Below are 19,784 nucleotides of genomic sequence, written 5' to 3'. Positions count from 1 at the left end.
CGCCCCAAAGGGGCTCGCCGGGTTTTACCGGCGCTCGAAAAGGGTGCGAAACGTCAGCTCACTGTTCAGACCAGTAAGACCACGGAAGCTCAACAAATCCCGGCCTCGCAGACAGTTCCAGCGGTAATGGCATGGGCTGTGCACTGAGCAAATCCAGAAAATTCCTTCGCCCTTCTCGGAGAGTTGCCATGACCAAGCGCTACAGCGCCCTGCTTACTGCACTGTTTGCCAGCCTGATACTGAGCCAGGCACCTGCCCATGCCAACGGTCTGGACGACATCGTTGCCCGTGGCACCCTCAAGGTCGCCGTGCCCCAGGACTTTCCGCCGTTCGGCTCGGCCGGCCCCGACATGAAGCCGCGCGGCCTGGACATCGACACCGCCAAGCTGCTGGCCGATCAACTCAAGGTCAAGCTGGAACTGACCCCGGTCAACAGCACCAACCGTATCCCGTTCCTCACCACCGGCAAGGTCGACCTGGTGATTTCCAGCCTGGGCAAAAACGCCGAGCGCGAAAAGGTCATCGACTTCTCCAAGGCCTACGCACCGTTCTACCTGGCGGTGTTCGGCCCGCCTGATGCCGCCATCAGTACCCTGGACGATCTCAAGGGCAAGACCATCAGCGTGACCCGTGGCGCTATCGAAGACATCGAGCTGACTGCCGTCGCGCCCAAAGAGGCGACCATCAAGCGCTTCGAAGACAACAACTCGACCATCGCCGCCTACCTGGCCGGCCAGGTAGACCTGATCGCCAGCGGCAACGTGGTGATGGTGGCGATCAGCGAACGCAACCCGAAACGCGTGCCTGCACTGAAAGTGAAGCTCAAGGACTCGCCAGTGTACGTGGGCGTGAACAAGAACGAGCCGGCGCTGCTGGAGAAGGTCAACCAGATCCTGGTCGCTGCCAAAGCCGATGGCAGCCTGGAAAAGAACGCGATGCAGTGGCTCAAAGAACCATCGCCTGCCGATCTCTAAAAGCGGAGCTGATTCATGGCCTATCAATTCGACTTTGTGCCGGTGCTGGCCAATACCGACCTGCTGTTGCGTGGTGCGCTGTTCACTCTTGAACTGACAGCCATCGGCGCGATTCTCGGCGTAGCGTTGGGCACAGTCGGCGCGGTGGTGCGGGCCTGGAAGCTCCAGCCGTTTGCGTGGTTCTTCGGTGTGTACGTCGAGTTGATCCGCAACACACCGTTCCTGGTGCAGTTGTTCTTCATCTTCTTCGGCCTGCCGTCCCTGGGACTGAAGATCACCGAGTGGCAAGCCGCCGTGCTGGCGATGGTGATCAACCTGGGCGCCTACTCCACGGAAATCATCCGCGCTGGCATCCAGGCGATTCCACGCGGGCAGCTGGAAGCTGCCGCAGCGCTGGCGATGACGCGCTTCGAAGCGTTCCGCCACGTGGTGCTGCTGCCGGCGCTGGGCAAGGTGTGGCCGGCCCTGAGCAGCCAGATCATCATCGTGATGCTCGGTTCGGCAGTCTGCTCGCAGATCGCCACTGAAGAGCTGAGCTTCGCCGCCAACTTTATCCAGTCGCGCAATTTCCGCGCTTTTGAAACCTATGCCCTGACCACCTTGGTGTACCTGTGCATGGCGTTGATGATTCGCCAGTTGCTCAACTGGATCGGCCGCAGGTGGGTGATGAGGAACAGCCGATGAGTGATTTCTCTTTCTGGGACATCGTGCGCAACCTGCTCACGGGCCTGCAATGGACGCTGTTGCTGTCGCTGGTGGCGTTTGTGGGTGGCGGCGTGATCGGTTTGCTGGTGATGACGATGCGCATCAGCAGTAAGGCGCTCCCGCGCAACGTTGCGCGCACCTATATCGAACTGTTCCAGGGCACGCCGCTGCTGATGCAGCTGTTCCTGGTGTTTTTCGGCGTTGCCCTGCTGGGTGTGGATATCTCGCCCTGGCTCGCGGCGGCAATCGCCCTGACCTTGTTTACCAGCGCCTACCTGGCTGAAATCTGGCGCGGCTGCGTCGATTCCATCGCCCACGGGCAATGGGAAGCGTCGGCCAGCCTGGCGCTCAACCCGCTTGAGCAACTGCGCTACGTAATCCTGCCCCAGGCCCTGCGCATTGCCGTGGCGCCCACCGTGGGCTTCTCAGTGCAGGTGGTCAAAGGCACCGCCGTGACCTCGATCATCGGCTTTACCGAACTGACCAAGACCGGCGGCATGCTCGCCAATGCCACGTTCGAGCCCTTCATGGTCTACGGCCTGGTGGCGCTTGGTTACTTTCTGCTCTGCTACCCCCTATCCCTCAGTGCGCGCTACCTGGAAAGGAGACTGCATGCCTCTGCTTAGAATTTCCGCCCTGCATAAGTATTACGGCGATCACCACGTACTCAAGGGCATCGACCTGACCGTTGAAGAAGGCCAGGTGGTGGCGATCATAGGGCGCAGCGGCTCGGGTAAATCCACACTATTGCGCACCCTCAACGGCCTGGAATCGATCAACGACGGCGTGATCGAAGTCGACGGCGAATACCTCGACGCCGCCCGCGCTGACCTGCGCAGCCTGCGGCAGAAAGTCGGCATGGTGTTTCAGCAGTTCAACCTGTTCCCGCACCTGACCGTCGGCGAAAACGTGATGCTCGCGCCGCAAGTCGTCCAAAAAGTGCCCAAGGCCAAGGCTGCGCTGCTGGCCAAGCAAATGCTGGAGCGCGTCGGGCTGGGGGAGAAATTCGACGCCTTCCCCGATCGCTTGTCCGGCGGCCAGCAGCAACGCGTGGCGATTGCCCGCGCACTGGCGATGTCGCCCAAGGTGCTGCTGTGCGATGAAATCACCTCGGCCCTCGACCCGGAACTGGTCAATGAAGTGCTCAGCGTGGTGCGCCAACTGGCCAAGGACGGCATGACCCTGATCATGGTGACTCACGAGATGCGCTTTGCCCGCGAAGTCGGCGACAAGCTAGTGTTCATGCACCAGGGCAAGGTGCATGAAGTCGGCGATCCCAAACACTTGTTCGCGCACCCGAAAACCGCCGAACTGGCCAACTTCATCGGCTCTACGGAGCAGCCGGACTGACCAGCTCGAATTGGCCATGGCCCTCCAGTTGCATCTCCCGGCGTACCGCGAGGGCATCGGCCGGCAGTTGAACCTCAATCTCCACCTGGGCCGTCAACCGGCGGCCCGTCACCGCCACACCGGCGGCATTGGCAAACAACGTGCGACCGGGTAGCAGCCGCCCGCTGGCGGTTTCATCGGGTTGCCACGACACCGGGCTGCCGTCGACCTGCGCCTGCCTCAGGCTCAAAGTGAAACGCCCTTGCCGGCCAAACTGATAGCTTTGGGCATCAGCGGGTGCACCGCTGAAGCGCAGGCTCATCCCCGTGGGAGTCGCGCAGAGCACGCTCAGGTGCAGCGTACGTTGCGTCTCCAGCATCAATGTCGCCCTGCCAGACGACGCTTGCGAAGGACGCATCACCCCGTAGTCGATCCGAGGCTCGCTCAAGGTCATCCGGCAGTCGTCAGCACGCGCAGGGCTGCCCATCAGGGCGACCAACAACAGGCAGAGGCGGGGAACATGTGAGCCACTCATCGGCTTAGCGAGCATGGCATACCGCCGGTGCGGTTTCGAAAAGTTGGTCATCGCCAGACTCTTGCTCAGGGTTGACTTGCAGCACACAGGCGGCCGAGTCCGGCAATGAAACCCTCAGCGTTTGCGGCCCATTGATGTTATTGAGAAAAATCATGCCGTCACCCACCACACTGGTCATAAAGTTGTTGTCCTCGCCGAACACCGCGGCCCCTTGAGGCAAGGGCCGGCCCTGTTCATCCAGGGCTTCAAGCAACAGACGACGGACTTTCACCACATCAAAGTTGAGGATGTTGACTGAGCCACGACCGGCAGCGAGCACCTTGGTCCCGTTCTTCAAATCGACGCGCCTGGGCAGCGACTGGGTCTGTACTTGCACATGGTTATTGCCGTAGGCCTGCAGCCCGGGGATCACCGCCTGGCCGCTGAAATCCGTCCATACCGGCCCTTGGGCCGTGGAGACCTTGGCCGTAGCAATATCGCCCACCGAGACGATGCCAAACGTGTCCTGCACTGCATACGGCGAGAACGTCACGCCGTGTTCATGGGCGACAATGCCGCCTTGCAGTTGCCCGGAATAACTGGTGCTCGACGGATCACGGCTGGCACCCAAGCTCACGCGGGTATAAAGCGGCAGTACGTCCACACGGCCGCGCACGCTCTGTTCACGCTCGCTCACGTCTCTATCAACACCGACCTCGTAGTTCACATAGTCGTTGACCCGCTCGCTGAGAGCAGTGCCAGCATCCAGTCGGTCGCCTCGACGACTGACGTAAGAACTGACTCGGCGATTGCCGCCCAGGGGCACGGTCACCTGCAGCCGGAGGGAGGCGTCTTCGTCCAGCCGTCCGTCGCGTCGGCCACCCGCAACCGAGTCACGGCGTCGAGGCGCGACCCCACCGACCTGAGCGTCGGCGATCAGCGCCACACCCAAACCGTTAAACGTATTGTTCCATGAGGCAAAGAGGTGATCGGCGGACTGCCCGTCAAACTGCGAGCTACGCGTGAAACTGATGGAAAAACCACCCACAAACGGGTCCGCCCAGCTCAACCCTGCCGTGTACTGGCGCTTGAAACGCGCATCGAAGTCGTACCCACGCGACGCCTGGCCTGCGTCCAGCACCTCCCGGTAGCCTCGGCTTTGCGTAGAGGCGCTCAGGTTCATGTCGAGGTTGGCGAACAACGGGCTGCCCACAGAGAGTGTGCTGCGTGCGCCCCCTACGCCATCTTGGCCATCACGGGACAGGTTGTGGCGCATGCCCACCGTCATTTGATGGAAAAACACACTGCTCAGTGAGCCGCCTGCCGACTGATACTCGTCGGTACTCAGCAAGCCGAAACCCAGTGACGAGTTCTGGCCCAGCCCCCAGGTGCCGCTGCCCATGACAACAACGGGCGCTTCCCGGCTGTCGAAGGACGTGTCACGCACCTTGCCGACGGAAAAGTAATACCCCGGCGCAACCGGAGCCCCACCTCGAAAGGACGCGGCGGGTACGACAAAACTGCGCTTTGCGCCCCGCACGTCAATCACGCTCACATCGAGGTCGCTGGTGCTGTTGAGCAACGGTAATCCGGTGAGCCTGAACGGCCCCTCCGGCACCAGCGTGGTATGGATCAATGCACCCGACTGACGCACCTCGACCCGTGACTGGCTTTGGGCCAGCCCTTCAACCACTACCTCGCTGCTGCCCCCACCCACGCGTTGTTGACCATCCGGAAAAAACTGCAAGCCAGCCAGTTGCACCCCGCCAAATATCGGGTTTCTGCTGGAAATCTGCCCGGCCTGGAAAGTCGACTGCAACGCCGCGATATCACGCTGGGCGTAGGCGTCCACCTGCTCGGTTCGCGTCTGGCCATTGTCAGAGATAAAAAACTGGCGGCTGCGAACAATCCAGTTACCCAGGTTGAACCCTGCCTCGGTATAGGCCGATACAAAGCGACTTGGCCCACTTCGCGAACGGGTATCGAAACCCAACACGTCATAGTTGAAGATGGCTGCCGCGCCGCCCTGAGAAAAATTCCCGGCCTCCCACTCTGGCGCGCGCAGGGACTGGGTCGGCACTACCAGGGTGACCTCATCGCTGCTCGGGCGCAGCCGTACCATGGTCGCCGGGTATTCACCAACGAAATCATGGCAGGCCTGGTCAGGGCTGATGCCTTCGCGTATCACACGGGAGGGTTTGACCAGACCCGCCTTCGCCAGTAACGCCTCGGTGAAGCACAACTGGCCCTGGTAATCGAACCGCGCGTCCACCAACCCCAGCGGGGCGCCATTGACCCGCAGCCCGACCACATGCACACCTTCGCGAAAGCGCGCCGCGCTGCGAAAGTATTCGGACACCTGCGGGTCGATCCCAAGGGTTGTCAACGCGGCCAGGTCAAAACCTTCTCCGAGCGCCACGGCTGCGCTGGAGCCTGGCAACCCCCACAGCGTCGCGAGCCCCAGCAAGACCCTGGAACGCGCCTGTAATACCTTGCCAGACGCGCTTTTGGCAGAGCGACCTGAGTGCCTGATCTTTTTCATAGGCTTGTCAGTCCGCATCTGCCGTAACGGGTGCGCGGTAGCTGTCCACCGTAAACCCGTAGACCGTGGCCGGTTGAATCTCCACCGCGACCACTCCCGCCACTGAGTTGTCTGTCGCTACCGTGAGCACTTCACCCGGCAGAATGTAGGTACGCGGTAACTTTCCCAGACGCGCCAGCGGATGCAGTTGGACTTCCAGTGCCATCCGCACAACGTAAGCGCTGTTGTTATAAGCCTTTATCTGGTCACCTTCGCGCTTCCAGGTGAGCAACTGCCACGGCGCATCGTGCTTGGGCAAGCCTTTGGGATGCAGGATCAACGGCAGGTTCTGGCGCAGGGTGATACCGATGGTCGCACCGCCGGGCGCGCGAGCCTGGGGGATACCTTCAAAGGAAACTCGCTTCAGGCGTTGGGTCTTGAGCGGTGCCTTCGCGGTCATGATGAAGCGTACAAGTTGAGTGTCGCCCGCCTCGACCCTAGTAATGGGCGGCGTAACGATCAATAAGGATTCCAAATCTTCAGGTATGTTTTGTATGACCGAATGCAGTAACGCCGCACCAGGGTCAGTATTTTTGATATTAAGTGTCGCCTCACCGTCCTCTTCATTCAAAATCACAACTGTTGTCTCGGGTTGCATCCCGTCAGCTACGGCCATACCACACAAGCAAAGGCACACGCTTACATACCGTAGAAACGCCATCAGTATTATTGAAAGAGCCTTCACTGAGTTCCCTCACCGCCATAAAGCCAATAATCAACGAACACCCACGCAAAAACAGCCGACACTTAACAGAGACGCATCACTGCCTGTGCGTTAATGTCGGCCGTTAATAACGTATTTAGATGTAACTCAATTCCAGAGTGGCGCGGCCGTCCAGCGTCGTATCGCGGGTCAGGTCCAGATCTTGCGTGCGGTTGATAACGGCTTTCACAGCCAGAGTGCCCGTAAGTTGGGTGATGGATGCGGGTTGCAGGCTGGAGCCGTTGCCCCACGAATATTGACTCGGCCTTTGCGCGACTTTGCCGTCACTGCGCTGCCAGGAACCTGTGGTACCAACACGCACCAGAGGGTTCAAGGGCCCGGTGGACGAGCTCAGATTCGTCAGCCTCACGGAGTAGCCACCCGTACGCTTGCCGTTGGCAAGGCCAAGCCCGAAGTTCTGCGCCTCGGTGAACCCGGAACCGAGAATCCCGGTCACCTTGCTGCCCGATTGCAGGTCAGTCAGCGTCAGGCCGAACTGGGCTGGCGCCTTGCCGCAACTGACGGACAAGCTGACAGGTTTCTCTGTTAGAGGATTGAAGTTAGTGGCGGACAGACTGCCGGAGGGAATTATTCCGTAATCCACGATGCCGCCACCGGCGAGGCTGAGGTTGCAAGCCAACGGCTTGATCGTCCCTCGTACAATCAGTTCAGCAGCCGTTGTTGCATGAGCGCCGATACTCGCGACCAGACACAGAGTACCTACTGTCAAACCAAGCATTTTTTTCATGTTTAACCTGTCATTCATAGTGGGCAGGTGCGTTTACGATGGCCGGGTATCCTTTACCCATCTTTTCTTCATCCTGAACATAGGACCATAAATAAATAACACCACGGCGAAATTGCCGAGTGACAGTCTGTCGCTTTGCCGCCCGAATAAAGAATGAGAGAACACGCCACTGTTCGTGGGAGGCGTAAATAGAGAAAGTGGGCCAGAATTCATCGTCGAGTAGGCTTAAGTACAAAACAAATTAGTGATTACCCGACTTAGTGTAGGCAAAATCATAAACAGCCTGAAAACAACAAGCGCTTAATTACGCCTACAAAGATGAAACATCATTCGCTACGGGCTTAGAAAACCGTCCTACATTCCCCACAAGAATTCCTTACACACAGCCAAAGAAAAATTACCGAAGCAGTACGCGTTGGCACCAAAGGTCGATCGTGGCACGATGGCTGGGTTATCGACCGAGACCCCCTAACCATGCCGCAATCCAAAGCCAAGAATCTGTCCCTGATCGCCGCCATCGACCTGGGCTCCAACAGCTTTCACATGGTCGTGGCCAAGGCCCAGAACGGCGAAATCCGCATCCTTGAGCGGCTCGGCGAAAAAGTGCAACTGGCTGCCGGAATCGACGATGAGCGCCAACTCAACGAAGAATCCATGCAGCGCGGGCTCGATTGCCTCAAGCGATTTGCCCAGTTGATCAACGGCATGCCCCTGGGCGCCGTGCGAATCGTCGGCACCAACGCCCTGCGCGAAGCCCGAAACCGTGGCGAATTCATCCGCCGCGCCGAGGAGATCCTTGGGCATCCCGTTGAAGTCATCTCTGGCCGTGAAGAAGCGCGCCTGATCTACCTCGGCGTGTCCCACACCCTGGCCGATACGCCCGGCAAACGCCTGGTCGCCGACATCGGCGGGGGCAGTACCGAATTCATCATTGGCCAGCGCTTCGAACCGCTACTGCGCGAAAGCCTGCAGATGGGCTGCGTCAGCTTTACCCAACGCTATTTCAAGGATGGCAAGATCACCCCGGCGCGCTACGCCCAGGCTTACACGGCGGCGCGACTGGAGATCATGAGCATCGAGCACGCCCTGCACCGCCTGTCCTGGGATGAAGCCATCGGCTCGTCCGGCACCATCCGTGCCATCGGCCTGGCCCTGAAAGCCGGCGGCCATGGCACCGGTGAAGTAAATGCCGAAGGCCTGGCGTGGCTAAAACGCAAACTGTTCAAGCTGGGGGACGCCGAGAAAATCGACTTCGACGGCATCAAGCCGGATCGTCGTACCATCTTCCCGGCCGGCCTGGCGATTCTTGAAGCGATCTTCGACGCCCTCGAGTTGCAACGCATGGACCACTGCGACGGCGCCCTGCGCGAAGGTGTGCTCTACGACCTGCTGGGCCGCCACCACCACGAGGACGTGCGGGAGCGCACGCTCACTTCGTTGATGGAGCGTTACCACGTCGACTTGGAACAAGCAGCCCGGGTGGAGCGTAAAGCCCTGCACGCCTTCGACCAGGTCGCCGAGGATTGGGACCTGGAAGACGGCGTATGGCGCGAGTTGTTGGGCTGGGCGGCCAAGGTGCATGAGGTGGGCCTGGATATCGCCCACTACCATTACCACAAGCACGGTGCCTATCTGATTGAGCACTCGGACCTTGCCGGCTTCTCCCGGGAAGACCAGCAAATGCTGGCGCTGTTGGTGCGTGGCCACCGCCGTAACATCCCTAAGGACAAATTCGCAGAGTTCGGCGACGAAGGCATCAAGCTGATTCGCCTGTGCGTGCTGCTGCGCTTTGCAATCCTGTTCCACCATATCCGTGGCACCCAGGAAATGCCCCAGGTGACCCTGCGCGCCGACGGCGACAGCCTGGACGTAGTGTTCCCGAAAGGTTGGCTGGATGAGAATCAGCTGACCCAGGCGGATTTCGCCCAGGAAGCGGAGTGGCTGACGCGGGTGGGGTTCAGCCTGAACATGCGCTGAGCCGGTCCAAAGAACACTGCAAAAACAAATGTGGGAGCAGACTTGCTCGCTCCCACATTATTAGGTTTGTTTCGGCTGTTAGTTAACCGTCAGGATCGGGCTACCCAAGCGCTCCAGCAACGTCGCCTGCGCACTGCGCGGGTTCTGGTTGCCGGTCGGCGTGTTGCGAATATAGCGGCCGTCCGACTGCAGGCTCCAGCTGTGGGTGTTGTCGGTGAGGTAGCTTTCCAGCTCCTTCTTGACCCGCATGATCAACTTCTTGCCTTCCACCGGGAAGCATGTTTCCACACGCTTATCAAGGTTGCGCTCCATCCAGTCGGCACTGGAGAGGAACATCTGCTCTTCGCCACCGTTGAGGAAGTAGAAAACCCGCGTGTGTTCCAGGAAGCGGCCGATGATCGAGCGCACATGGATGTTGTGCGAAACCCCGACAATGCCCGGACGCAGGCAGCACATGCCGCGCACCACCAGATCGATGCGCACGCCGGACTGGCTGGCCTTGTACAGCGCGCGAATGATCTTCGGATCGGTCAACGAGTTGAACTTGGCAATGATGTGCGCCGGTTTGCCGTCGAGGGCGAACTGGGTTTCGCGGGCAATCATGTCGAGCATGCCCTTCTTGAGGGTGAACGGCGCGTGCAGCAGCTTCTTCATGCGCAAGGTCTTGCCCATGCCGATCAACTGGCTGAACAACTTGCCGACGTCTTCACACAAGGCATCGTCGGACGTCAGCAGGCTGTAGTCGGTGTAGAGCTTGGCGTTACCGGCGTGGTAGTTACCAGTGCCCAAGTGCGCGTAGCGCACGATCTCACCGGCTTCGCGGCGCAGGATCAGCATCATCTTGGCGTGGGTCTTGAAGCCGACCACACCGTAGATCACCACCGCGCCGGCCGCTTGCAGGCGGCTGGCCAACTGCAGGTTGGACTCTTCGTCGAACCGCGCACGCAACTCGATCACCGCCGTGACTTCCTTGCCGTTACGCGCGGCGTCGACCAGGGCGTCGACGATTTCCGAGTTGGCGCCGGAACGGTACAGGGTCTGGCGCACGGCCAACACGTGTGGGTCCTTGGCGGCTTGTCGCAGCAAGTCGACCACTGGCGTGAAGGACTCGAACGGATGCAGCAGCAGGATGTCCTGCTTGCTCACCACGCTGAAGATATTCTCGCTGTTTTGCAGCAATTTCGGGATCTGCGGGGTGAACGGGGTGTATTGCAGTTCCGGATGGCTGTCCAGGCCGGTAATGCTGAACAGGCGCGTCAAGTTCACCGGGCCGTTGACCTGGTACAACTCGGATTCGGCCAGGTTGAACTGTTTCAGCAGGTAGTCCGACAGGTGTTTAGGGCAGGTGTCGGCCACTTCCAGGCGCACCGCATCGCCGTAGCGCCGCGAGAACAGCTCGCCGCGCAGAGCACGGGCCAAGTCTTCGACGTCTTCGGAGTCCAGCGCCAGGTCGGCGTTACGGGTCAGGCGGAATTGGTAGCAGCCCTTCACCTTCATGCCCTGGAACAGGTCATCGGCGTGCGCATGGATCATCGACGACAGGAATACATAGTTATCGCCAGCGCCCCCCACCTCTTCCGGTACCTTAATGATCCGTGGCAACAGACGCGGTGCCGGGATGATCGCAAGGCCTGAGTCACGGCCGAAGGCGTCGATACCTTCCAGCTCGACAATAAAGTTGAGGCTCTTGTTCACCAGCAACGGGAACGGGTGCGTCGGGTCGAGGCCAATGGGGGTGATGATCGGCGAAATCTCGTCACGGAAGTAACGGCGCACCCAGGTCTTGATCTTGGTGGTCCAGTGACGACGACGGATGAAGCGGACCTGATGTTTTTCCAGTTCCGGCAACAGGATGTCGTTGAGGATCGCGTATTGGCGGTCCACATGGCCGTGTACCAGTTCGCTGATGCGCGCCAGCGCCTGATGCGGCTGCAGGCCGTCGGCGCCGGCTTGTTCGCGGGCAAAGGTGATTTGTTTCTTGAGGCCGGCGACGCGAATCTCGAAGAACTCGTCCAGGTTGCTGGAGAAGATCAGCAGGAACTTCAGCCGCTCCAGCAGCGGATAGGACTCATCCAGCGCCTGTTCCAGTACGCGGATGTTGAATTGCAGTTGTGACAGCTCGCGGTGGATGTACAGGCTGCTGTCATCCAGGTTGGTCACAGCGACCACTGGGGCCGGCGCAGGTGGCTCGGCCACCACGACAGGCACGGCGGGCTGGTGCTCCGGCGGCGTTGCGGTGACTTGTTCAACCACCGGGTGAGTGTCTTTTACGGCAACTTCTGTGAGTCCTTCGGTATTCATCGAGTGTTCCTGTGAGGGCTATTGTTGCTCTCTAAGCAATTGGGCGGCGCGGGCGGCGAAGTAGGTCAGAATGCCATCAGCCCCGGCGCGTTTAAAGGCTGTGAGGGATTCAAGGATCACCCCTTCACTCAGCCATCCATTCTGTATTGCTGCCATGTGCATGGCGTATTCGCCACTGACCTGATACACAAAGGTCGGCACCTTGAATTCTTCTTTGACCCGATAAAGGATGTCCAAGTAGGGCATCCCTGGCTTGACCATCACCATGTCAGCGCCTTCGGCCAAGTCGGCCGCCACTTCATGCAGGGCTTCATGGCTGTTGGCCGGGTCCATCTGGTACGAAGCCTTGTTGGCCTTGCCCAGGTTAAGCGCCGAGCCCACCGCATCGCGGAACGGGCCGTAATAGGCGCTGGCGTACTTGGCCGAATAGGCCATGATCCGCACGTTGACGTGACCGGCCAGCTCCAGGGATTCGCGGATCGCCTGGATCCGGCCGTCCATCATGTCCGACGGTGCAACCACCTGGGCACCGGCTGCTGCATGGGACAGGGCTTGCTTGACCAGGGCATCCACGGTGATGTCGTTTTCAACATAGCCGTCCCGGTCAAGAATGCCATCCTGACCGTGGGTGGTGAACGGGTCCAACGCCACGTCAGTGATCACCCCCAGCTCCGGGAAACGCTCGCGCAGGGCACGCGTGGCGCGCTGGGCGATTCCTTGCGGGTTCCAGGCTTCGGCAGCGTCCAGCGACTTGAGTTCACACGGTGTGACCGGGAACAGCGCCAGCGCTGGAATCCCCAACTCGACCCAGCCCGCGGCTTCTTCAAGCAGCAGATCAATGCTCAGGCGTTCGACACCGGGCATCGAAGCCACCGCTTCCCGACGATTTTCACCGTCCAGCACAAACACCGGCAGGATCAGATCGTCGGTCGTCAGTACGTTTTCACGCACCAGACGACGAGAAAAATCATCACGACGATTGCGACGCAGACGGGTGGCGGGAAACAGGCGATTGGAGGGGTTAAAGCTCACGACAGACTCCTGAGCCCGGGTTCACGGGCGAGCGTTGCAGTTATAAGCGGCCATTATGACGAAGGTATGACAGTTGTGCTTAAGGATGCGACCTGTAGTCGCATTCGCCATTTACATAGGAAATGTTCACTTCGCGACACATCTCGATACTTTCATGAATCTTCGTGAAGGCGTAGGCTGCGCGTTCATTTCGCCAGCACCCAGACCATGCTTCAACAATTTCTGCATGACTTCGGCTACTTTGCCCTCTTCCTAGGCACCTTCTTTGAAGGCGAGACCATTCTTGTTCTCGCAGGCTTCCTGGCGTTCCGTGGGTACATGGATATCAACCTGGTGGTGGTGGTTGCCTTTTTCGGTAGCTACGCCGGCGATCAGCTTTGGTATTACATGGGCCGCAAGCACGGCCGCAAGCTGTTGGCGCGCAAGCCGCGCTGGCAATTGATGGGCGACAAAGCCCTGGAGCATATCCGCAAGCACCCGGATATCTGGGTATTGAGCTTTCGCTTCGTCTACGGGCTACGCACGGTCATGCCAGTGGCGATCGGTCTTTCCGGCTACCCGCCGCTGCGTTACCTGATCCTTAACGGTATTGGTGCCGCGATCTGGGCGGCCGCGTTGGGCGCAGCGGCCTATCACTTCGGCGCGGTGCTGGAAGGCATGCTCGGTAGCGTGAAGAAATATGAGTTATGGGTATTGGGCGCGTTGCTGCTACTAGGCGTTGGCCTCTGGCTGCGCCGCCGCTTCAAGAACGCCCGTATCGCTCGTCAGGCCTGTGCCGATGAAAAGGCCCGGCTTGCCGCCGAGCAAGCACGGGTTGAAGCGCCTAAGACACCCGTCGAGTAAACCGGCTTCTGCAGCAGTAGAGGCCAATCACGCTGAGCAGGCTGTAACTGAGCAGGCCCAGCCACTCCAGGTTGCTGGCCGGCCACAGACCGACCAACGGTGCCAGCCATACCAGCGGCACATTCAGCACCAGCCGTGAAAGCTCGGCGTTGAACGCCCACGGGCGGTTCTCCAAAGCCACACCCAATGTAAACAGCCCCAACGCCATGGCACTCCAGCCAAGGATCAGCGCCGCCGTGGGCAAGCCTTCGCCGACATTCATCAAATAGCTACCAAAGCCGACATACGCCGCGAACTGCAGGGCGATGTAGACCTGTTGGCGCACATCCAGCGCTACCTCGAATTTGCGGAACTGGCTCAACTCATGTTTCGCCAGCGGGTACTTGGCCTTCACGTCCGCCGGGCGCCAGCCGGTGCGCATGAACCAGATGCGCAGCTTGTCCCACCTGTTTTCTGTGCGCCGCGCATCACTCCACAGCTGTGCATAAAACTGCAGGTTGGCCCACAGCGGGTTCCAGCTGGCCAACGGCGTGGTCACGCCGAAAATGACAGGCTCGTTGTCGTCTTCTTCCTGGAAGGAGCCGAACAGGCGGTCCCAAATAATGAACACCCCGCCGTAGTTGCGATCCATGTAGAGAGCGTTCTGTGCATGGTGGGCCCGATGATTGGATGGCGTGACGAAAAACCATTCGAACCAGCCGAGTTTGGGCACATGCCGGGTGTGCACCCAGAATTGATACAGCAAGTTGACGGACGCCACGCTGATAAACACCACCAACGGCACACCGAGTGCGGCCAGCGGCAGGTAGAAGATCCAGCTCAGCAGGAAACCGGTGCTGGTCTGGCGCAGGGCAGTGCTGAGGTTGTAGTCCTCGCTCTGGTGATGCACCGAGTGCGCGGCCCACAAGATGTTGCGTTCGTGCCCCATGCGATGCAGCCAGTAGTAGCAGAAGTCGTAGAACACAAAGGCGAACACCCAGGTCCAGACGCTTTGGGCCGACAGCTCGACCACCGCGAGGTGCTTGAGGGCGAACGCATAGGTCAACAGCCCCACGCCCTTGCTCAGCAGCCCCGTGGTGGTAGACAGCACACCGGTGCTAAGGCTGTTGATGGCGTCCGCCACCCGGTAGTTACGCTGGCCACGCCAATGATCGGCGAGCAGCTCCACCACAATCAGGGCGATGAAAAACGGTACCGCGTAAGGCACGAAGTCCATGGTCTGGTCCGGTCTATTTTTGTTACATCAGATTAGGTGCAGCGGCGCGAGACCCCATTGGCAACAGATGACAAATTAGTAGACATTTAACGCCAAGAACCCAGGAGAAATGCCCATGAGCAAAAAGATAGCAGTGATCCTTTCCGGCTGTGGCGTGTACGACGGCGCAGAGATCCAAGAAAGCGTGATCACGCTGCTGCGCCTGGACCAGCGCGGCGCTCAGGTCCAATGCTTCGCCCCAGACATCGCGCAACTGCACGTGATCAACCACCTCACCGGCGAAGCGATGCCCGAGTCACGCAATGTGCTGGTGGAGTCGGCGCGGATCGCCCGGGGTGACGTGAAAGACATCCGCGAAGCCAATGCCGAAGACTTCGATGCGCTGATCGTGCCCGGCGGGTTTGGTGCGGCGAAGAACCTGTCGAACTTTGCCGTGGAAGGCGCCGGCTGCAGCGTCAACCCGCAGGTTCTGGAGCTGGCCGAGGCTTTTGCCGAAGCGGGCAAGCCCGTCGGGTTGATCTGCATTTCACCGGCCCTGGCGGCGAAAATCTACGGTCCTGGCGTGACCTGCACCATTGGCAACTGTGCCGACACCGCCGCCGCACTGGACAAGATGGGCGCCACCCACCAGGAGTGCGCGGTGGAAGATATCGTCGAAGACCAGGCGCGCAAACTGGTGAGTACCCCGGCCTATATGCTCGGCAAGAACATCAGCGAGGTCGCTTCGGGGATCAACAAGCTGGTGGATCGGTTGCTGGAGCTCACACACGAAAACGACTGATCAGCTTGCCAAACACTGGGTGTAGTAGCGGGCTTGCCCGCTCACTACACAGATCAGGCTTGGCGCATCAACCGGGTGAGGATTCGGTCCAGGGCATTGGCAAACGCCTGCTTGTCCTTCTCGCCATGGGGCGGTGGACCGCCGCCCATCTGGCCCTGCTCGCGCAGATCGGTGAACAGATTGCGCACTGCCAGGCGCTCACTCATGTTGGCCGGGCTGAACTCCTTGCCCCGTGGATCGAGGGCCGTAACACCCTTTTTCACCAAACGGTCAGCCAGCGGCACATCGCTGCAGATCACCAGTTCACCAGGCTCTGCGTGCTCTACCAGGTAGTCATCCGCCGCATCCGGGCCACTGGGCACCACAATCAGCTTCACGCAGGCAAAGCTCGGCTTGATCTGGCTCTGACCGGCCACCAGCACCACTTCGAACTGGCGCTTGAGGGCGAACTTCACCACTTGGTCCTTGGCCGCCCGAGGGCAGGCGTCGGCATCAATCCACACGCGCATCTTATGCCGCCACCCGGCGCTTCTCAGCCATCCGACTGCGGCCATACAGCACCATAATCGCCAGGATCGCTACTGCCTGCGCACTCAGCGAGTAGGCATCGGCGTGAATCCCCAGCCAATCAAAGTCAAAGAATGCCACCGGCCGCGTGCCGAAGATCCCGGCTTCCTGCAACGCCTTCACGCCGTGCCCCGCAAACACCACCGACAGTGCACACAGCAGCGCCGCGTTGATTCCGAAGAACAACGCCAACGGCAGCTTCGCCGAACCCCGCAGGATCACCCACGCCAGGCCCACCAACAGCACCAACGCCGTGGCGCCACCCGCCAGCACAGCGTTGTGCCCGGCCGGACCGGCTTGCAGCCACAGGGTTTCGTAGAACAGGATCACCTCGAACAGCTCGCGGTACACCGAGAAGAACGCCAGCATCGCAAAGCCAAAACGCCCGCCACCGCCCACCAGGCTGCTCTTGATGTAATCCTGCCAGGCCGCAGCGTGGCGACGGTCATGCATCCACACGCCGAGCCACAGCACCATCACGCTGGCGAACAGCGCCGTGCAGCCCTCAAGCAGCTCGCGCTGGGCGCCGCTCACGTCAATCACATACGCGGCCAACGCCCAGGTCGCCAAACCCGCCAACAGCGCCAGGCCCCAGCCGACGTTGACGCTGCGCACCGCCGACTGCTGGCCAGTGTTGCGCAGGAACGCGAGGATCGCGGCCAGCACCAGGATCGCTTCCAGGCCTTCACGCAGCAGGATCAACAAACCGGAGATGTAGCTCAACGACCAGCTCAGGCCGTCGCTGCCCAGCAAGCCGGCGGACTCGGTGAGTTTGCCTTTGGCCACGTCCAGACGCTGTTGAACCTGCTCGACCGGCAAACCGTCCTGCAACGACTGCCGGTAGGCCATCAGCGCCTTCTCGGTGTCTTTGCGCACGTTGGCGTCGACGTTATCCAGGGAGCTTTCCACCAGCTCGAAGCCTTCCAGGTACGCGGCCACCGACAGGTCGTAGGCCTGTTCGTGATCTCCGCTGCGGAACGCCGCCAAACTCTTATCCAGGGTCGTAGCGGTGTATTCAAGCAACTGCCCTGGCCCCCGCTTGACCTGCGGCGGTTGCGCCCGCTGGGCGCGGAACGTCGCGGCGGCAGCTGGGCCGTTAGCGGCCAGCACTTCATTGGGCGTCTGGCGAGCCAGGTCGGCGAGGTTAAACGGTTGCTCACTTTTAGCGCCGGCCGGGTCGGCGGTGAAACCGGCGATGTAAGTGGCCAGGTCCCAGCGTTGGCGATCGTCCAGTTGGTCGGCAAAGGACGGCATATCGGTACCTTCGACACCCAGGCCCAGCGTGTTGTAGATCGCGTAGAGGCTCAGGCGATCCAGACGCACAGCGTCCCGCAGGTTAGCGGGCGGCGGCGTCATACCCACACTGGCCGGCCCATCACCGGAGCCCGCTGTGCCGTGGCACACCGAGCAATGTTGGGCGTAGAGCGGCGCGCCACGGGTTGGATCAGGCGTGATCGCCGGGGCCTGACTGACTTCATAGGCCACGGCCAGTTGAGCCCCCAATTGCCGGGCTTGGCGTGCGACTGTCGCGCCGTCCTGATGAGCGGTTACAGCCGCTAACAGTTCATCAACACCGTTGACCAACGCCGCGCGTTCCTGGCGCTGTGGCAACTCTGCCACCAGCCCCTGCAACACCCCGAGAAACTCCAGCTGTTCGCGGTATTCGGATTCATCGATAACCTTGCCCGCCTCCACCGTCGGAGGATAGTCAGCACCAATGTAGTCCAGCAAATGCAGAGCTTGTGGGGCGCCCTCGGCAGTCGCGGCCAACAGGTTGAAGCTGCACGACATCAACGCCGGCAATATCAGCCAGGCGAGAAAACGGAAGGGGGCAGTCATGAACGAATCTCAAATGGAAATACGAAGTAACACATTGTTAAGGCTTTGCGGGTTTGACTCAAGCCGTAAGTGATTTGTCGTTTGTGGGGGCGGAGCGTTTTAAATGCGGGAGGGTGGCACTCCAGTCGATTTCATCTGAGCAAATAGCCATTGTTTTGCCAGTAATGGTGCCTATAATGCCGCGCCCTGTTAGTGCGAAAGGGAGTTTCGTTCCTCGTTCTTATGAGGAATTACCACATCGGTTGATACTTTTCAGGGAAGAAGTTTGCATGGCATTTCGCGCCTTACCTTCGCTCGCGCTTGCGGCGGTTACCTTGCTGTCCGGCTGTTCGATGTTCCGCAACTACGACACCGAACTGCAAGCCACCAATCAGCAATTGGCCACCGGCAATGTCGACGCCGCGCTGACGCTGCTGGAAAAGAACAACACCGGCGACGACAAGGACCTGCTCTATTTCTTCGAGAAGGGCGAGTTGCTGCGGGCTAAAGGCGACATGACTGGCAGCCAGACAGCCTGGCGCAGTGCCGACCTGCAAGTCGCCAAGTGGGAGGACTCGGTCAAGTTCGACAGCGCAAGGTACCTCGCCCAGTTCGGCAGTTTCGTTGCCAACGACAAAGTGCGGCGCTACGAAGGCTATGACTACGAAAAGGTCATGCTGACCACGCAGATGGCCCTGAACCTCCTGGCCCTGAACGACTTCGACGGCGCGCGCACCCAAATCAAGAAGACCCATGAACGCGAAGCGGTGATTGCCGACCTGAGGGACAAGGAATACCTCAAGCGCGAGAACGAAGCCGAGCGTGAAGGCGTGACCACCCGGATGAAAGACCTGCGCGGCTACCCGGTGGAAGCCCTGGATGCGCCGGAAGTGGTCGGCCTGAAAAACAGCTACCAGAGTGCGTTCAGCCATTACCTGGCCGGTTTCGTCTACGAAGCCTTGGGCGAAAAAGACCTGGCTGCCCCCGGCTACCGCAAGGCCGCCGAGTTGCGCCCCAATACCCCGTTGCTGGAACAGGCCCTGCTGAACCTGGATAAATCCAAGGTCGGCGCCAATGAAACCGACGTGCTGATCGTGGTGCAGAGCGGCCTGGCACCGGCCCGCGATTCGATTCGCCTGCCGCTGCCGATTCCCATCAATGGCAACCTGGTGATCACACCGCTGTCGTTCCCGGTGATCAAGGCGGATACGTCCACCGCGACCTTCGCCCAGATCGGCGTCGACGGCCAGCAGCAGAACCTCACTGCACTCAACAGCACCACGGCCATGTCCCGCCGCGCACTGCGCGATGACATGCCGGGGATCATCCTGCGCACCACCGTGCGCGCGGTTACCCGTGGCGTGGCGCAGAACAACCTGAACAAGACCAACCCTATGGCGGGCCTGGTGCTGGGTATCGCCTCGGCCGTCACCGAAGGCGCCGACACCCGCACCTGGCGCACCCTGCCGGACATGACCCAGGTGACCCGCCTGCGCCTCAAGCACGGCGAACACCAGGTCAGCCTGCCCAATGCCCTGGGCGGCACGCTGGTGACGGTCAAGGCTGATCAGCGCTATCAGGTGATCACCCTGCGCGTGGTTGGCAACCAAGTGTTCGCGGGCGGCCTGGCCGCCCATGTGGTGCCGAACACGGCCACCCAAGCCATCGCCCTCAAACAACCTTAAGGAGCACGCT

At 60.4% G+C, this 19,784-nt stretch carries 17 protein-coding genes; 8 read left to right on the top strand and 9 right to left on the bottom strand.

The features are described 5' to 3' along the window. Positions 1–188: 188 nt before the first annotated feature. Genes AACY30_RS10075 through AACY30_RS10060 form a run of 4 tightly spaced genes read left to right on the top strand, consistent with a single transcriptional unit; the run spans position 189 to position 3,029 of the window. Positions 189–974, top strand: coding sequence for a transporter substrate-binding domain-containing protein (locus AACY30_RS10075; protein ID WP_339540240.1), 786 nt, complete (start codon positions 189–191; stop codon positions 972–974). A gap of 15 nt (positions 975–989) precedes the next feature. Then, complete coding sequence (locus AACY30_RS10070) at positions 990–1,658, top strand: amino acid ABC transporter permease (protein ID WP_339470999.1); 669 nt, start codon at positions 990–992, stop codon at positions 1,656–1,658. After that, positions 1,655–2,305, top strand: coding sequence for an amino acid ABC transporter permease (locus AACY30_RS10065; RefSeq protein ID WP_339415157.1), 651 nt, complete (start codon positions 1,655–1,657; stop codon positions 2,303–2,305). Before AACY30_RS10070 ends, AACY30_RS10065 begins: the two co-directional genes overlap by 4 nt. Beyond that, positions 2,292–3,029: an amino acid ABC transporter ATP-binding protein gene (locus tag AACY30_RS10060; RefSeq protein WP_339471000.1), complete on the top strand. Its 738-nt coding sequence runs from the start codon at positions 2,292–2,294 to the stop codon at positions 3,027–3,029. Before AACY30_RS10065 ends, AACY30_RS10060 begins: the two co-directional genes overlap by 14 nt. Here AACY30_RS10060 and AACY30_RS10055 read toward each other — a convergent pair. From AACY30_RS10055 to AACY30_RS10040, 4 genes are all read right to left on the bottom strand, one after another. Beyond that, positions 3,010–3,543 carry a hypothetical protein gene (locus AACY30_RS10055; RefSeq protein WP_339540298.1) on the bottom strand — a complete coding sequence of 178 codons (534 nt, stop codon included), beginning with the start codon at positions 3,541–3,543 and terminating at the stop codon, positions 3,010–3,012. The genes AACY30_RS10060 and AACY30_RS10055 overlap by 20 nt on opposite strands. 4 nt (positions 3,544–3,547) lie before the next feature. Next, a complete protein-coding gene (locus tag AACY30_RS10050; RefSeq protein WP_339540239.1) occupies positions 3,548–6,064 on the bottom strand; it encodes a fimbria/pilus outer membrane usher protein in 2,517 nt (838 codons plus the stop codon). A 7-nt stretch (positions 6,065–6,071) separates the two neighbouring features. After that, positions 6,072–6,764, bottom strand: coding sequence for a fimbria/pilus chaperone family protein (locus AACY30_RS10045; protein ID WP_339540297.1), 693 nt, complete (start codon positions 6,762–6,764; stop codon positions 6,072–6,074). A gap of 139 nt (positions 6,765–6,903) precedes the next feature. Continuing rightward, positions 6,904–7,554 carry a DUF1120 domain-containing protein gene (locus AACY30_RS10040; protein ID WP_339471002.1) on the bottom strand — a complete coding sequence of 217 codons (651 nt, stop codon included), beginning with the start codon at positions 7,552–7,554 and terminating at the stop codon, positions 6,904–6,906. 474 nt (positions 7,555–8,028) lie between these two features. Between AACY30_RS10040 and ppx the strand changes: the two genes are divergently transcribed. Next, positions 8,029–9,531, top strand: coding sequence for an exopolyphosphatase (ppx, locus tag AACY30_RS10035; RefSeq protein WP_339471003.1), 1,503 nt, complete (start codon positions 8,029–8,031; stop codon positions 9,529–9,531). Between the two features lie 78 nt (positions 9,532–9,609). Here the strand turns inward: ppx and ppk1 are convergent, their stop codons facing one another. Together ppk1 and hemB are read right to left on the bottom strand one after the other, a co-directional pair. Beyond that, entirely contained in the window at positions 9,610–11,832 is a 2,223-nt protein-coding gene (gene ppk1 / locus AACY30_RS10030) for a polyphosphate kinase 1 (RefSeq protein ID WP_339436185.1), read from the bottom strand. Positions 11,833–11,850: 18 nt separating this feature from the next. Next, positions 11,851–12,864 carry a porphobilinogen synthase gene (hemB, locus tag AACY30_RS10025; RefSeq protein WP_339471005.1) on the bottom strand — a complete coding sequence of 338 codons (1,014 nt, stop codon included), beginning with the start codon at positions 12,862–12,864 and terminating at the stop codon, positions 11,851–11,853. 207 nt (positions 12,865–13,071) lie between these two features. On the opposite strand from hemB, the gene AACY30_RS10020 reads away from it, so the two are divergent. Continuing rightward, positions 13,072–13,707: a DedA family protein gene (locus tag AACY30_RS10020; RefSeq protein WP_339415149.1), complete on the top strand. Its 636-nt coding sequence runs from the start codon at positions 13,072–13,074 to the stop codon at positions 13,705–13,707. Here AACY30_RS10020 and AACY30_RS10015 read toward each other — a convergent pair. Then, a complete protein-coding gene (locus tag AACY30_RS10015) occupies positions 13,688–14,923 on the bottom strand; it encodes a sterol desaturase family protein (protein ID WP_339540238.1) in 1,236 nt (411 codons plus the stop codon). The two genes, AACY30_RS10020 and AACY30_RS10015, sit on opposite strands and share 20 nt — an antisense overlap. A gap of 115 nt (positions 14,924–15,038) precedes the next feature. On the opposite strand from AACY30_RS10015, the gene elbB reads away from it, so the two are divergent. Continuing rightward, positions 15,039–15,704, top strand: coding sequence for an isoprenoid biosynthesis glyoxalase ElbB (gene elbB, locus AACY30_RS10010; protein WP_339471007.1), 666 nt, complete (start codon positions 15,039–15,041; stop codon positions 15,702–15,704). A 53-nt stretch (positions 15,705–15,757) separates the two neighbouring features. On the opposite strand, the gene AACY30_RS10005 is transcribed toward elbB, so the two are convergent. Then, positions 15,758–16,213 (bottom strand): YaiI/YqxD family protein, encoded by a 456-nt coding sequence (locus tag AACY30_RS10005; RefSeq protein WP_065875426.1) that lies wholly within the window; start codon positions 16,211–16,213, stop codon positions 15,758–15,760. A gap of 1 nt (position 16,214) precedes the next feature. Next, a complete protein-coding gene (locus tag AACY30_RS10000) occupies positions 16,215–18,110 on the bottom strand; it encodes an FTR1 family protein (protein ID WP_339540237.1) in 1,896 nt (631 codons plus the stop codon). A 269-nt stretch (positions 18,111–18,379) separates the two neighbouring features. Between AACY30_RS10000 and AACY30_RS09995 the strand changes: the two genes are divergently transcribed. Then, a complete protein-coding gene (locus AACY30_RS09995; RefSeq protein WP_339471009.1) occupies positions 18,380–19,774 on the top strand; it encodes a COG3014 family protein in 1,395 nt (464 codons plus the stop codon). The last annotated feature ends 10 nt before the right edge of the window (positions 19,775–19,784 follow it).

This window comes from Pseudomonas sp. RA_5y_Pfl1_P24, assembly GCF_963970945.1.
GTDB lineage: Bacteria > Pseudomonadota > Gammaproteobacteria > Pseudomonadales > Pseudomonadaceae > Aquipseudomonas > Aquipseudomonas tritici.
This window is presented reverse-complemented; position numbering and strand designations above follow the sequence as displayed.